This is a genomic window from Psychrobacter piscatorii (assembly GCF_904846415.1).
GTDB classification, from domain to species: Bacteria; Pseudomonadota; Gammaproteobacteria; order Pseudomonadales; family Moraxellaceae; genus Psychrobacter; species Psychrobacter piscatorii.
The window spans coordinates 105,701-119,826 of record NZ_CAJHAR010000001.1 but is presented as its reverse complement, the minus strand read 5'-3'; the positions used below and the strand labels follow the sequence as shown (position 1 = coordinate 119,826).

The following is a 14,126-nucleotide window of genomic DNA, read 5'->3' as shown; positions in this document are numbered from 1 at the left end:
GTCATGTACTACTGACACACGACCATAAAAGGCAATGCTAAACAAGGTATTAAGACGTACTTTCTCTAATGGACATCTGTCTTAGACTGTCTAAAACTATACCGTAAATTTATTTTCGATTGCCATGATAAAGTCGGTCGCGATATCGGTACCGCATTGGTCATCAATCTCACGTACGCACGTTGGACTGGTAACATTAATCTCAGTAATACGCCCACCGATCAAGTCCAAACCCACGAACATCAGACCTTTTTCTTTGACAATCGGCGCCACAACTTCTGCCACTTGACGCTCAATATCGGTCAATGGCATCGCCACACCGCTACCACCTGCGGCAAGATTGCCACGGGTCTCGCCTTTGCTTGGGATACGCGCCAAGCTATAGTCGACCACGACGCCATCTACAATAAGTACGCGCTTATCACCTTCTTTGATCTCTGGCAAATAACGCTGCGCCATGATGGGCAAAGTCTCAAGCTCAGTCAGCACCTCAATCGTCACACCAATATTTGGACTATCAGCAGTCAGACGAAAGATACCCGTACCGCCCATACCATCTAGCGGCTTAACGATGACATCTTGATGATCAGCGATAAACTGACGAATGTGAGCCTGTTTGCTGGTCACAATCGTTGGGCTCATATACTCACTAAACCACGTCGCAAATAATTTCTCATTACAATCACGAATGGCTTGCGGATCATTGACCACGAGCACGCCTGCTGCTTTGGCATGATCTAACATATAAGTGGCATAAATAAAGCGCATATCAAACGGTGGGTCTTTGCGCATCAAAATTACGTCATAGTCAGCAACTGAGCCTGTCGTTTTATCACCCAGTGTATAAAAATCTGCAGGATCACGCTGCACCGTGAGCGGCTGAGTATCAACCATTAACTGTCCACGATCCAACCACAAATCATGAATCTGACAGTAACCAAGCTGATGGCCACGGTCTTGAGCGGCCCACATCATAGCGAGACTGGTGTCTTTTTTATAATTGACCCGCTCGATAGGATCCATAATAACGAGTATTTTTAGCGACTTTTCTTGGTTTTTTTGGCTCATTGTTTGACTCATAGTGGGGCTCACTTACGTTATATTATTAGTATAAAACAGGCTCAGTGCCCAACTATACGCCGTACTGCTCACGGTAATGTTGCATTTTGGCTAACTGAGTTGCGTCTTTATGTTGGCCTTTTTGTGCACCATGGTCGTCTGCCAGATAACTGATTAAATCGTCGATATCAACCAATGCACGCACTGGCACTGCTAATGTGGCAGCAAGCTCTTGAATAGCAGAGTGCTCAGCTTGGCCTTTTTCTTTGCGATCAAGCGCGACGATAATACCCGCAACGCTTGCGCCTGCTTGCTCTAAAATCTCGACCACTTCGCGCATCGCTGTGCCTGCTGTAATGACATCGTCAAGCACCCAAACAGCCTTGCCACTTACGTCAGCGCCGACCAAATTGCCCCCTTCACCGTGGGTTTTGGCTTCTTTGCGGTTATAACCCCATTTTGCATTGATGCCATGATGTAACCATAACGCTTGCGCGGTCGCTGCCACAAAAGGTATGCCTTTATAAGCCGCACCAAAGATGACCAGCTCTTGCGCATCTGTGCCATTATTTGCCGTACTCATTTGTTCAGCCAAGGCATCGGCATAGCCACGTGCTAGCAGTGATAACATCTCACCCGTTGCAAGCAGACCTGCATTAAAAAAATATGGACTGATACGACCTGATTTGAGGACAAACTCGCCGAATTTAAGTACTTGGTTATCTAAAGCCAGTTGAATAAATTGATGAGATGAAAACGTTGGGTCTTGCGGGCGTGATACGTGAGACATGGTGACATTCCTATGGTCAAAAAGAGGGGCGAAAAAATTTGCATTATTGTACGCATTATTGATCAGCTTGACCAACCGTTGGTTTCGTAATCCTGTATATTGGCATAGCGAGTCAGCAAACCACTACGCGACGAGATATTAAAATAACTCTGGCCATCTGCTCGCATTTGTATCTCCCAGCCTAAATGATACGCAGCAACAATGATGTGACCAGCAAATATCCGGATCTGACGATATGCGTGACGCTGCGTAGGCTCACAGACAATCTGACTGAGCAAATAGCTACGTACGTGCTGGCAAATTTGCGCGGCACTATAGCTATAATTGATACTTTTGCGGGTTCTGCATTGCTTTAGCGCGTGGACAGCAGCACTACACGCCATAATGTCTGTCGCCAAACTACCCTCGCCTGTCTCAAATTGCTGCGGTTGCAAAATCACTTGCCAATCATCGGCATACAGACTACTCAGTAGCTCATCAGGATTATAACGTTTGGTCAATGCGCGCAGAGAGGCTAAAGACTCGTTAACTTTGTCATTGTTATTTGGCTCAGCCATCTCGTCGCTATCAGCAGAGCCAAACCCATATCGGTTTAGTTTTGGATAGGTACGAATCGCCTGCTGGATATCTGACATATCTAATAATGTCATCTCTGATAATGGCGATAATAAGGGCTGATCACTGTGGTTTTGATAAAAGCTATCAGGCAACTCGACGAGCTGTGCAGCCTTGAGTAACGATAAATGCTCCGCCAAGGGTTCTGAAGCAATCAGCGACCATTTTGACAAGCTATCTGCATTAGGCTGATAAAACCGCGTCGAATTACCATAAAGCCGGCGCAACTGGCCGTTTAAGCGCCTAGCAGGCTCAGGTATATCACTCAGCGGTCTGGCAGGATCAAGGGGTGATCGTTTGGGATCAAAATTAGGATGTACGATCGCAGGTTGCTGTGAATCAGCTAGCATAGAGGACTGCCCAGCATCGCCTTTTGTGAGCTTGCTACCTTCTGCTGCCAGACTAGCATGAGACAAACGGTCATCAGAAGTAGAAGGCTGGGTCATGAAATCTCCATACAAAATAAAATATAAAACCAATAAAAACGATCGAACTAAGAGACGATCTTAAGCTCAAGAGCTTATACTTAAATACTTACGCTGAAAAACTTACCCTTGATGGTCTAAAATATCACGGTATCCTGTCTGCCAATCAGCGTACTCAAGCCAAGCTAACGGAATATTGCTGTGCAAGCGCTTTCCTGTCACTGACGTCTTCTTTTCATCGATAGTAGGCGCGGCTTCACCGATTTGCTCACTTAACCAAACGCCAAGCTCAAAGGTAGTCACAGGCCTGTAGTCTGTCGCAAGGTAGAGCGCCTTTGGTGCGTCTGTCGTCAACACATTGGCAATGATAGTGACCAAGTCGCGATCCATAATACGATTGCTCCAATGCTCAGCGGCTACTGGCTCTTTTTGTGGCTCGCGAGCTTTACGTAAGCGCATAAGACGCTCACGTCCATAAATACCGCTAGGACGAATGATGATGGCTTTATCACCAAAGCTTTGTTGCAGCACCTGTTCGGCCTGCAATATGACCTTTGATGCGTCGCGATCAGGCGTCATAGGTTCAGTATGCTCGTCGATCCATTCACCATTATCTTGACCATAAACACCAGTAGAAGAAATAAACACGACGCGCTGCAGGTTCGCCAGATTCGGAGCAAGCATTGCCAAATGCTGGCTAATCGCCAAATAGCTGTCATGATAACCGCTGGTCGAATACTCATCAGGTGTGACGATAATCGCAATATGCGTAAATGCTTGCAGCTGATCGGTCGTCAGAGTCAGCGCATCTGCCTGCAAAAATTTAGCGTTATCCACTAATGCATAATGATCACGCTCACTACGAGCCAGCCCTGTCACAGAAAAACCCTTTTGCGCAAGGGTGTTGGTGACTGGCAAGCCGATATCACCTTGCCCGATGATGAGTATATTTGGTGTATTCATAAAACATCTTTCCTTTTATACAACTTATACAACGATGACAGCGCTAAGAGAGAACCCTACTTAAAAGTACCGTCTGTATGACAGCTGTATATCCTCATTCGCATCGACGCGCTCTTGCCAGTCATAGTTGGCATTGATGCGTAGTGCTTGTTTTTTATCAATATCGTATTGTAGCCCGAGGCTTGAGATCGGTTGCCAATAATGACCACGAACGTTGGACTTATCGCTGCTGCCATGATACCAATATGGCAATTGCAATTCAGCTTGCGCACGTAACTGATTGTTAATCTGATAACGACAACCAGCATTGACGCCTGCACCTACGCGAAAGCCTTTATTGATAGCGCGTCCTACTTGTGCTGTCCCTGCCAAAAACGTATAGCATAGTTGCGGCGGCATCTCACCCGCACCTATGCTTGGCGTACCAAACGCCCAAGACCACCCCGTCTCGTAACCGACACTACCGACCAGATGATCTTGCCCGCCCTCTTGTGAGCCGTCATTCACTCGCGTCGCCTCAATACTTGCGCCCCACGTTTTGCCTTTTTTGCCGGCATTGATAGGATTAAAAGAGCGTCCACGAATCAAAGTCGCATTTTGCAAGACCACACTATCTGGTTGATTGGGCTTATCATCATCTGTGTCATACAGGCGTAAGGTCGCAGCCAACCCCTCTAAATTAAAAAACTGTGGATACCCTGACGCGTGGTCAAGCGTATCATGAAACCCTGCTCTAACCCCAATATCGATATAGTCATTGTCACCGCGCTGACCGATAGCTATCGTCCCCAGCTGTAGTGGATGCCTATCTATTGGGTTATTATCCGATACGTCGATTTGACGTTTGCGCAACCGTTGTCCATCATCTGATAGGCTTGATACAGGATTAAGCTGTGCCGACTTTATCTCATTTAAGGTTTGTTTGGCGCTGTTATGATAGCCAAGCTGAGCACGTTGTTGCTTAACGTCATTAAGTTGAGCTTGACGCAACGTATTATCAGCAGGTGTGTAAGTGGCATTTCCCAAAAGTTTTTTGTTATTCAATAGTTGGATAACATCAGAGGGCACGACCACATAAGCCAGTTGATTCAGTAGACTTTGCTGCGGACGAACCACGTCGATAAGGCGCAGGATCTCAGAAGCACAATTATCCGTGGTGAAGTAATACGGCATTTTTAGCGATTTGGTCTCCCAAACATGGCGCATAATCTGCTGCACCTCACTAGGTGTCAAATTCAACTGATACGTCCACGTATCACGCTCATCGTCTTGTAGATATTTTGCGAGCTTTTCTGGATAAGTATCAATCTCGATGGCGCTGTCATAACTGCCAATCATGGATTTGGTCGCATAGATTGGAAAGCTATCGTCTGGATCACCGTCCACCGTATAATTGAGCGCATACGCCTGACTGATTTGATTGGGGTTTGCTACGCTCGATTTTGAATCAATGCGCAATAAGGTATGACCGAAGGCAGAGAGTGGATTGTCCAAATACTCTTCAGCAAACACAATAGATAACTGCTCAGGGGCCAATGTTGACATCCAGTCATCCAGCTCTGAACACTCAGCCGATAGGCTCGCATCATCGATAGCTAACTTTTCTTTTAGCCATGCCACTCGTGCCGGGAAACGGCACAGAACGGAATTATTATTGGCTTGAGTTTTTATATGAATGTTTGCTTGGTTATTACCAGTCGCCGTCGACGATGTGAGTTCTGTTGCCAGTGCGACTAGTGTCGCGTCTAATTCTGCGGCTGAATCTTTCTGACCGCTATCACTCAAAAAGAAGTTTGGGTCGTCGACCAGACTTTCCGTTTTCTTTTTAGAAAACATACTGCTTTGATCATTGTAAAAATACAATAAGCGTCGCCATGTTATATGCTGTGCTAGATTGTCAGTTTTTGCCTGTCGACGCCATGTTGAAAGTAGCTGCTCTGTCGTCATATCTGACCCAGACGCAGTATTATTTTGACTATTTTCTCCAGTATCACTGAGATTAGATGTCTCAATGCGAACAGCAGCTTTAGCGTCACTAGGTGACATGTTATCTGATAATTCAGATGAAAGCGCACCTTCAGTGACCAATAAAGGCGTCGGTAAAAATGCCTGCGTGTTTGCAGAGAATAATAGCGCCGCTATCGCCAATGGCAGTCGCGCTCGCTGACCAATGTTTATTAGAGTATAAGTTCCAGACGTAGACATCGGTTTTATAGACATGAGGCAGGCTCTCACACGTTATTATTTATACGCTATTCGCGCTGTTAAGGTTTATTATGCTAGAGACTCAAATGATATAAGCAAGCTGCGACCATCTAACTACTTTGATAAACTTTCTATCACAACATCACCAATACTATTATAAAAAGAGAGCTTTATGCCCACTTCATCATTAAATTCATCATTATCTACATTGCCAATGACAATCACAGATGGTTTGCTGTCAGCCGCTACTTGGCTGGCCTCACCAAACTATAATATCAGGCCAAAAGGTCTAAGTATTGATGCCATCATTATTCATAATATTAGCCTACCACCCAATGAGTTTGGTGCGTGCGACCCTAGTGGCACACATTATGTAAAGGCATTATTCACCAATCAACTAGACTGGGATGCGCACCCTTACTTTCAGACAATCAAAGGCGCAGAAGTGTCAGCGCATTTGTTTATTGAGCGTGATGGGGCTATCACGCAGTTCGTCAATTTTAACGAACGCGCTTGGCACGCTGGACGGTCTAGCTACTTGGGGCGGCCTGAATGTAATGATTATAGCATTGGCATTGAGCTTGAAGGGTCAGATTTTGTGTCCTTCACTTCTGCTCAATATGAGAAGCTTGCAGCGGTAATTGCGGCTATTTATGAAGCGTATCCGAAAACGCATCGTCATTTGACAGGGCACAGTGATATTGCGCCAGGGCGTAAGACCGATCCTGGTGATTATTTTGAATGGGCAAGGTTGCGGGAGCTAGTTGCAGGGTTATTACGAAATAACTCTTTATTACTGCAAAAATGATTTCCACATCCAATCCATTTATCTCAATGATGAAAGTGCTATAATTCGTCAGTTTTTTTGCAGCAGCAAATCAGTACACCACCTCTTATACAACCCTGTACATAACTTAGCAAGATAGGTTCTCATGGCAAAAAGTCGGTTATTTCGTTCAACCATGGTGGTCAGCAGTATGACCATGTTATCGCGTATTTTAGGTTTGGTACGTGATGTTGTATTGCTGGGGGTTTTTGGGGCTGGTGGTTTGATGGATGCCTTTTTGGTCGCCTTCAAAATCCCAAACTTTTTGCGACGACTGTTTGCTGAAGGGGCATTTAGCCAAGCATTCGTTCCTGTGTTGTCTGAGTACAAGGAAAAATATAGCTTACAGCAAGTACAGATTTTAGTCAGTCGTACCTCGGGCGCACTTTTGCTGGTGTTGTCGATGCTGACAGTGGTTGTTATATTAATCGCGCCTTGGGTAGTGACGTTGTTTGCCCCCGGGTTTGCCGATCAGCCTGACAAATTCGCCATTACCGCTGAATTACTCCGCCTTACCTTCCCCTATTTGCTGTTTATTTCTATGACGGCTTTTGCCAGTGGTATTTTGCAAAGTTATGGCCGTTTTGCTGCGCCCGCCTTTGCCCCAGTCCTATTGAATTTATGTATGATTGGTGGTGCGCTGATTTTTGCACCGATGTTTGATACCCCTATTATGGCGCTTGGCTATTCTGTAGCTATCGCAGGTTTACTGCAGTTTTTGATACAATTGCCGCAGCTATGGCAACAAAAACTACTGGTCGCGCCCAAGATTGACTTTCAGCACGAGGGCGTTCGCCGCATTCTAAAATTAATGCTGCCTGCTATCTTTGGTGTGTCTGTCACTCAGATTAACTTATTGCTGAACACCGTTTTTGCCTCGTTGATGATTGGTGGTTCGGTTTCTTGGCTCTACGCGGCTGAGCGTATGAGCGAGCTACCACTAGGCCTGATTGGTGTGGCAATCGGTACGGTCATATTACCGAGTCTATCCAAAAGCGACGCGCAAAAAGACGATGTTAGTTTCAAAAAGACCATCGACTGGGCCGCGCGCCTTATCATTTTGGTCGGTGTGCCTGCCTCGGCTGCGCTCTTTGTACTCGCAGATGTGCTGATGCAAGCCCTGTTCTTACGTGGTGAGTTTACCCTTCGTGATGCACAGATGAGCTCGCTGGCATTGCGTAGTATGGCAGGTGGTATCTTGGGATTCATGCTGATCAAGATCTTTGCCCCTGCATTTTTTGCGCGTCAAGACACCAGAACACCTGTCAAAATCGGCATCATTTCTGTTATTGCCAACATGGTATTTAGTGTCATCTTTATTGGGATATTCTATTTCTTAGAGATACCACTACATGGTGGCCTAGCCTTGGCAACGACGGGCGCAGCGTTCGTAAACGCAGGCTTGCTCTATTACTTCTTACACAAGCGTGATATTTTCCGTTTTGGCCCCCATTGGAATAAGCTATTCACACAGTTTGCCATTTCGACTGGCTCCATGATTGGTGTGCTTTATCTCATGTTGCCCTACTTCCCTACTGATGAAGCCCAGTGGCAACGCATCATCGCACTCGTGATTATGTGCGTCGTGGGAGCGCTCGTCTATGGCGTGGTGTTGCTAGCGACAGGTTTCCGTCCTCGCCAGCTCAAGCATGGATAAACCAACGTAGATATAGGCATGAGCTTGGCTTACGAAACCAAAACAAGCCTATCATCAGAATTGACAATGCTTGTCACCGATCGTTGTCATAATGGCCTATTAATGAATAACTGACATTTGAGGTTTGATATGACAACGAAACAGCCACTCTTCCAGCGTTTACCGCTTCTACTTGCAACAGGTGTACTCGGTACTGGACTACTACTGAGCGGTTGCAGTAACAATGAGTCTGCAGACACTGAAACTGCTACCGATAATGAAGAGGTTGTAGCTGTCGTTGATACTTCAGATACAGACACGGCTGAGCAAAAAGAGACAGCTGACAGCACAAGCGAAACGACTCAAGTCACAGATGATACTGAGAATAAAACAACCATTGGTAATGACAATATCAATCCAGTCACCGCTCCGACCAACCAAAAAAGCCTAGTGACTAATCCGACCCAAGCTGGCACACCAGAGGACACGGTCAAAAAAGCACTAAATAGTTTGTATTATGGCGATGTGAAGGATGCGGCAGGCTACTATCAAGTAGATATGGCAAATTTTGAGCAAGAGCTTGCCAACACTCAATCGGCATTTCAACAAACGGTCGATGGCGTGACTATTACTGATACAACGTACAATGATGACAAAACGCGTGCCACCATTACTGGCGAGTTGATGCTCAAAGGACAAAGTGACCCTGCACCATTGACCTATCAACTACAGAAAATAGACGGCCAATGGAAAATCTTGGGTTAAGGTACTTTACTCTAATTATCTGCAACGTTGTCCGATGTCACAGCTTTACCAAGCATCACGACATCAGCGATAAACCCGTCCATATCGCAAACTTCTGGCATATATCCCCACTGCTCAAAGCCAATTTTACGGAACAGTCCCAAACTTGGCTGGTTGTGGGCAAAGATAAGGGCAACGATATTTCTGATTCCTAAGCTGGGCGCTTGCGTCAACATCCAGCGTGTCAGCAGACTGCCCAGCCCTTTACTCTGATAATCTTGATTCAGATAGATGCTGATTTCAGTGCTGATATGATAAGCGGTACGCGCATATAAATCACTGAAACTGCCCCATGCAACAATTGGCAGTTTTGTACTTTGTCTATCGGTATCACCTTCTGGTAATGCTTTGACTACATAAATAGGCCTCGTTGGACTATCCAAATGCTCATCGAACCAAGCCGTACGTTCTTCGACCGTTACTAACGCCAAATTTGCCGTTGCTTGTTTGCCAGGAATACTTTGGTTATAAATCGCCAAGACTTCTGCCAAGTCTTCTTTACTGGCACGTTGTACCATAAACTGCTGGGTCAGCTGATGTGTCAACAGGTCAGTTGCTATGACATTTAAGGCAACATCGGACATAGAGTCTCCATATTGATTGGCATTCATGATGATAGTAAAAAATCGTCATACTGATAATAAACGTATGTACAAACCATGAAATTCATAGAGCGTCATTCATACTTGCATTATCCGTAGACTATAGGATGTTAGTGTGGCTATTTTACTTTATAATGGCTAATTTTCGACACATCAATTTTGACCATAGATGTGTTTTTTCGTTTTTTATCTGGTCTCATCATAGCTGAAAACTTATGAAAACCTATTTTCTTGATCAACTGATTGCATCATCAAATGCCACGTCTACTACTAATGACCCAGTAGAGTTAGCGCCTTGTGTGCTCACTATTGGCAATTTTGATGGCGTACACCTTGGTCATCAGGCAATGCTGGCCCAAGTTCGTGATATTGCGCATACCCAAAACTTGGACGCTGCGGTCATGATATTTGAGCCACAACCACGTGAGTTTTTTGCGCCAGCTAAAGCCCCTGCGCGTTTGACCAATCTAGCAGAAAAGCAGGCACTCCTAGCACAATATGGGGTTAAAACCTTAGTGGTGGCAGGTTTTGATGAGGACTTTCGCTCGTTATCAGCACAAGCCTTTGCCGATATATTAGCCACGCGCCTAAATGTAAAAGCGCTGGTATTAGGTGACGACTTTCGCTTCGGTCATGATCGTACTGGCGACAGTCAGTTTTTGCGCGATTATGGTTTGGATGTGACTAACCTAGATACCGTCACTGATAGCAATATCGACAATGACCACTTGAATGATGTTAATAATGAGGCTGCACGTATTAGCTCTACCCGCATCCGTGACTTGCTATTGGCAGGTGATATTCATGCTGCTAACATACTTCTAGACCGCGACTACGCCATTACCGGGTCGGTCGTCCGTGGCGATCAAATTGGTCGCACCATGGACTTTCCTACTGCCAATATTGATTTGCAGCGAATAAAACCCGCTTTGCACGGTATTTTTGCCGTTGATGTCGTCAGCTTAGATGAGAATGGAGAGGTCATACCTGATGGTTTAATAAAGCTAGCTACTGATAACAATATAGGCGTCGCAGGTTTACGTCCACATAGTTTGTTCGGTACCGCTAACATTGGCAAAAGACCCTCTGTTGATAAAGGTGATGACTGGCGATTGGAAGTACACTTTCCCAAACTAAAAGCAGATTTGTACGGGTTGAATTTAGAAGTGCGCTTCTTGCACTTTTTGCATGGTGAACGTCGCTACGATGGTTTGGACGCTTTGAAAGCCGGTATTCATCAAGATGTCACTGACCTACTCGAATGGCGTGACAGTCAAGTTTAGCAGTCAGACGTATCTTACATAAATGAAAAACCCCACGATATAGATATTATCGTGGGGTTTTTCTTATCATGGCTTTAATATGCTGTTACGCATCAGGATGCATGCGGACGTTTAGGTCATCAATGACTTCTACCCATGCTGCATCTTTTTGCCACTCTTCTTGTAAGAACATACGCTGGCTATCGCTCCAGACATCAGCTTCTATCAATTTCTCTTCGCTTGATAACTGGTTGTCTGCGATAAACTTATCAATCGCTTCATCAGAGCTATCTAGTCCCAACTGAGCAAACAGCTCATTCATATTGTATTCTGGCTCACCCAACATACTTTTCTCCTTAAGTGGTGTAGAGGTAATTGTGGTTATTATCCAAATTAACCCATTTATTGTAGCAAGCTTTATGCTAATAGCTGTTAATCAACGTTTAGCTAACGTTATCAATTGTATTGACAGCAAACAGGTATTGCCATTTAAAAAGATGAAATGAATTACTTTTTATTTCATCATATATTTTAGATACAAAAAATCTTATAGACACAAAAAAGCCCTCCTATATTAAGAGGGCTTTTCTTTTTCACGCATTACTTAAGTTAAGACAGTTATATAACTGCTTAGCTTATGGTAGCAGATGTGCTACTGCATCACGCTCTTCGCTAAGCTCTTGCTCAGTGGCAGCCATCTTCTCTTTAGAGAAATCTGATGAGACATCAACGCCGTCTACGATAGACCAGTCGCCGTTAATACAAGTGCATGGGAATGAGTAGATCAAACCTTCAGCGATACCATATTCGCCGTTTGAGTAAACACCCATAGAGACCCAATCGTTCTCGTCAGTACCTAGTGCCCACGTACGCATATGTGCGATAGCAGCATTAGCAGCAGAAGCGGCAGATGATGCACCGCGAGCTTTAATGATCGCAGCACCGCGTTGTTGTACTTCTGGGATATATGTGTTTTCGTACCAGTCGCGATCAACAAGATCTAGCGCAGGCTTGCCGTTTACTGTACAAGCAGTTAAATCTGGATACTGAGTTGACGAATGGTTGCCCCAGATAGTCATGTTTTTGATGTCATTAACGGTGCTGTCAGTCTTGTCAGCCAACTGCGCCATCGCACGGTTGTGATCTAGACGAGTCATGGCAGTGAAGTTACGTGGATCAAGATCTGGTGCGTTACGCTGAGCGATAAGCGCGTTGGTGTTGGCAGGGTTACCGACGACCAATACTTTTACATCACGGCTAGCGACTTCGTTCAATGCTTTACCTTGTGCTGAGAAGATCGCAGCATTGGCTTCTAGCAAGTCTTTACGCTCCATGCCTGGGCCACGAGGACGTGCGCCAACTAGCAAAGCATAATCGATATCTTTGAATGCAACATTAGCATCATCAGTTTGGACAATACCAGCAAGCAATGGGAATGCACAGTCTTCTAATTCCATGACCACACCCTTTAGGGCATCAAGCGCTGGCGTAATTTCAAGTAATTGCAAAATAACTGGCTGATCTTTACCTAGCATCTCGCCAGATGCAATACGAAATAGCATCGCGTAGCTGATATTACCAGCGGCACCAGTGACGGCAACACGTAAAGGCTGTTTCATTGACATTGAATACTCCCTAATTGATGATTGGATAATGCATAGTTTTCATTGATGATTATCATTATAGATATCGACTTGTCTGCCGCATTGCAGCATACATAAACCGAGAGCTAGTGTAGCACTTCATCACAGCGACCGTCTAGATACAGTCATAGACCCATCAGGGACTATATTGTTACATTTTATACAGGAAGAATATTTATAGACTCAGAGCCCATGAATAAAGGGCTGTAGAATTTTTAGATACGGTCCATAGTATATTTTATCGCTATGAGACGAGTAAATAAGAGCGTAAAAATGAAAATGTAATACTGCCAAGTTCACTCAGATTTCATTAAAGATAGGACCAAAAAGGATGTAGAAAAAGAACAGTGGAGTATCTAAAAAATAGTTAAATAAGAGCTATCTACCACCTGAAATGATGAATTGGCTACCGCAGTTATCTACAACATTGTGACAAGTGCCAAAACTGCTGCCCTCATAGCACACATGAATATCCGTCAGTATCGATTGACGACGGCTGCCTTCTTGGCAAATGAGATCGACACTATTTGATGACATACCACTATTTAGGCGCGTCATTTGACTAATAAATCGAGATTTAGAGACTGTATAACTGTTGCCCGTATTCAGCTCATTAGGCAGTTTTAGTTCACCAGCGTAGTTAGTGATTTGTCGAAAGTAACTACTGGCACTCAATGGGCTACAAGCACCATAGCGCTGCCACGTTTGGCTACGTACTGTCGTATCAGGCATGATCCGATTGACGACCTTTAGTTGTAGTGGCGTCAAACGTGGCTCGCTACCACGACCACAGCGTTCGCCGTAGCCCATGTCTAGACCTGAAACTGTCAATGAATAGCCTTCTAAACATTGACGCATACGGGCTCTTGTCGGTTGCATGCTGCATAACGCAGGAGTCATCTCAACCATCAATACGCGCTGACCAGCTTTGGCCGTACTCGCCGCATATGCTGGCGTAAGCATAAGACCTTGTATGATTAACAAAGCACCAAAACTCGTCGTCTTATTAACTTTACCCATATGATGCCTATTTATCAAACTTCCACTTATCAAACTTCCACGGAACTGCACCAAGAAACTGGATGTCTTAATTTTTGCGCTTGTTTCTGCTTTTGTATTAGATAACGAGGGCACCTGAATCAGTAGAGGTTGCCTAGTTTTCGATAATACAAACAGTTTGAAGTATTTTTTGATCATAGGGCTGGAAGCAATTAGCAATGATAAAACATGGGCTATCACTTAAATCATTGTGCTAACAGCATTAAACACATAGCGATCTAAGAACAAGACTGAAGA

13 protein-coding genes are annotated in these 14,126 nt (G+C 44.8%); 4 read left to right on the top strand and 9 right to left on the bottom strand.

Annotated features, from left to right (window positions below; all coding sequences use genetic code 11):
• Window positions 1-96: 96 nt before the first annotated feature.
• The 5 genes from gshB to JMX83_RS00525 form a co-directional block, all read right to left on the bottom strand.
• Window positions 97-1,068 (bottom strand): glutathione synthase, encoded by a 972-nt coding sequence (gene gshB, locus JMX83_RS00545; protein ID WP_201598193.1) that lies wholly within the window; start codon window positions 1,066-1,068, stop codon window positions 97-99.
• Window positions 1,069-1,132: 64 nt separating this feature from the next.
• Entirely contained in the window at window positions 1,133-1,849 is a 717-nt protein-coding gene (pyrE, locus tag JMX83_RS00540) for an orotate phosphoribosyltransferase (protein WP_201598029.1), read from the bottom strand.
• 62 nt (window positions 1,850-1,911) lie between these two features.
• Window positions 1,912-2,910, bottom strand: a complete 999-nt coding sequence (locus JMX83_RS00535) for a hypothetical protein (RefSeq protein ID WP_201598028.1) — start codon at window positions 2,908-2,910, stop codon at window positions 1,912-1,914.
• Window positions 2,911-3,012: 102 nt separating this feature from the next.
• A complete protein-coding gene (locus JMX83_RS00530) occupies window positions 3,013-3,852 on the bottom strand; it encodes an SDR family oxidoreductase (protein WP_201598027.1) in 840 nt (279 codons plus the stop codon).
• A 60-nt stretch (window positions 3,853-3,912) separates the two neighbouring features.
• Complete coding sequence (locus JMX83_RS00525; RefSeq protein WP_201598026.1) at window positions 3,913-6,072, bottom strand: Lnb N-terminal periplasmic domain-containing protein; 2,160 nt, start codon at window positions 6,070-6,072, stop codon at window positions 3,913-3,915.
• A 157-nt stretch (window positions 6,073-6,229) separates the two neighbouring features.
• Between JMX83_RS00525 and ampD the strand changes: the two genes are divergently transcribed.
• The 3 genes from ampD to JMX83_RS00510 all read left to right on the top strand — a co-directional run bounded on the left by ampD (window position 6,230) and on the right by JMX83_RS00510 (window position 9,284).
• On the top strand, window positions 6,230-6,865 hold the full coding sequence (gene ampD, locus JMX83_RS00520) for a 1,6-anhydro-N-acetylmuramyl-L-alanine amidase AmpD (RefSeq protein WP_227675648.1): 636 nt from the start codon (window positions 6,230-6,232) through the stop codon (window positions 6,863-6,865).
• A gap of 124 nt (window positions 6,866-6,989) precedes the next feature.
• Window positions 6,990-8,540 (top strand): murein biosynthesis integral membrane protein MurJ, encoded by a 1,551-nt coding sequence (gene murJ, locus JMX83_RS00515; protein ID WP_201598024.1) that lies wholly within the window; start codon window positions 6,990-6,992, stop codon window positions 8,538-8,540.
• A 129-nt stretch (window positions 8,541-8,669) separates the two neighbouring features.
• Window positions 8,670-9,284: a nuclear transport factor 2 family protein gene (locus tag JMX83_RS00510; protein ID WP_201598019.1), complete on the top strand. Its 615-nt coding sequence runs from the start codon at window positions 8,670-8,672 to the stop codon at window positions 9,282-9,284.
• Between the two features lie 11 nt (window positions 9,285-9,295).
• Here JMX83_RS00510 and JMX83_RS00505 read toward each other — a convergent pair whose 3' ends face one another.
• Window positions 9,296-9,907 carry a GNAT family N-acetyltransferase gene (locus JMX83_RS00505; protein ID WP_201598018.1) on the bottom strand — a complete coding sequence of 204 codons (612 nt, stop codon included), beginning with the start codon at window positions 9,905-9,907 and terminating at the stop codon, window positions 9,296-9,298.
• Between the two features lie 233 nt (window positions 9,908-10,140).
• Here JMX83_RS00505 and ribF point away from each other — a divergent pair, with 233 nt between their 5' ends.
• Entirely contained in the window at window positions 10,141-11,208 is a 1,068-nt protein-coding gene (gene ribF / locus JMX83_RS00500) for a riboflavin biosynthesis protein RibF (protein ID WP_201598016.1), read from the top strand.
• A gap of 85 nt (window positions 11,209-11,293) precedes the next feature.
• Here ribF and JMX83_RS00495 read toward each other — a convergent pair whose 3' ends face one another.
• The 3 genes from JMX83_RS00495 to JMX83_RS00485 form a co-directional block, all read right to left on the bottom strand.
• Complete coding sequence (locus tag JMX83_RS00495; RefSeq protein WP_201598013.1) at window positions 11,294-11,533, bottom strand: DUF2789 family protein; 240 nt, start codon at window positions 11,531-11,533, stop codon at window positions 11,294-11,296.
• Between the two features lie 289 nt (window positions 11,534-11,822).
• Complete coding sequence (locus JMX83_RS00490; RefSeq protein ID WP_201598010.1) at window positions 11,823-12,812, bottom strand: malate dehydrogenase; 990 nt, start codon at window positions 12,810-12,812, stop codon at window positions 11,823-11,825.
• 396 nt (window positions 12,813-13,208) lie between these two features.
• Complete coding sequence (locus JMX83_RS00485; protein ID WP_201598007.1) at window positions 13,209-13,850, bottom strand: T2 family ribonuclease; 642 nt, start codon at window positions 13,848-13,850, stop codon at window positions 13,209-13,211.
• Window positions 13,851-14,126: the final 276 nt, after the last annotated feature.

Coding starts and splice junctions, on each gene's coding strand:
- gshB (WP_201598193.1), bottom strand. CDS start 1,068: ATGAGCCAAAAAAACCAAGAAAAGTCGCTAAAAATACTCGTTATTATG.
- pyrE (WP_201598029.1), bottom strand. CDS start 1,849: ATGTCTCACGTATCACGCCCGCAAGACCCAACGTTTTCATCTCATCAA.
- JMX83_RS00535 (WP_201598028.1), bottom strand. CDS start 2,910: ATGACCCAGCCTTCTACTTCTGATGACCGTTTGTCTCATGCTAGTCTG.
- JMX83_RS00530 (WP_201598027.1), bottom strand. CDS start 3,852: ATGAATACACCAAATATACTCATCATCGGGCAAGGTGATATCGGCTTG.
- JMX83_RS00525 (WP_201598026.1), bottom strand. CDS start 6,072: ATGTCTATAAAACCGATGTCTACGTCTGGAACTTATACTCTAATAAAC.
- ampD (WP_227675648.1), top strand. CDS start 6,230: ATGCCCACTTCATCATTAAATTCATCATTATCTACATTGCCAATGACA.
- murJ (WP_201598024.1), top strand. CDS start 6,990: ATGGCAAAAAGTCGGTTATTTCGTTCAACCATGGTGGTCAGCAGTATG.
- JMX83_RS00510 (WP_201598019.1), top strand. CDS start 8,670: ATGACAACGAAACAGCCACTCTTCCAGCGTTTACCGCTTCTACTTGCA.
- JMX83_RS00505 (WP_201598018.1), bottom strand. CDS start 9,907: ATGTCCGATGTTGCCTTAAATGTCATAGCAACTGACCTGTTGACACAT.
- ribF (WP_201598016.1), top strand. CDS start 10,141: ATGAAAACCTATTTTCTTGATCAACTGATTGCATCATCAAATGCCACG.
- JMX83_RS00495 (WP_201598013.1), bottom strand. CDS start 11,533: ATGTTGGGTGAGCCAGAATACAATATGAATGAGCTGTTTGCTCAGTTG.
- JMX83_RS00490 (WP_201598010.1), bottom strand. CDS start 12,812: ATGTCAATGAAACAGCCTTTACGTGTTGCCGTCACTGGTGCCGCTGGT.
- JMX83_RS00485 (WP_201598007.1), bottom strand. CDS start 13,850: ATGGGTAAAGTTAATAAGACGACGAGTTTTGGTGCTTTGTTAATCATA.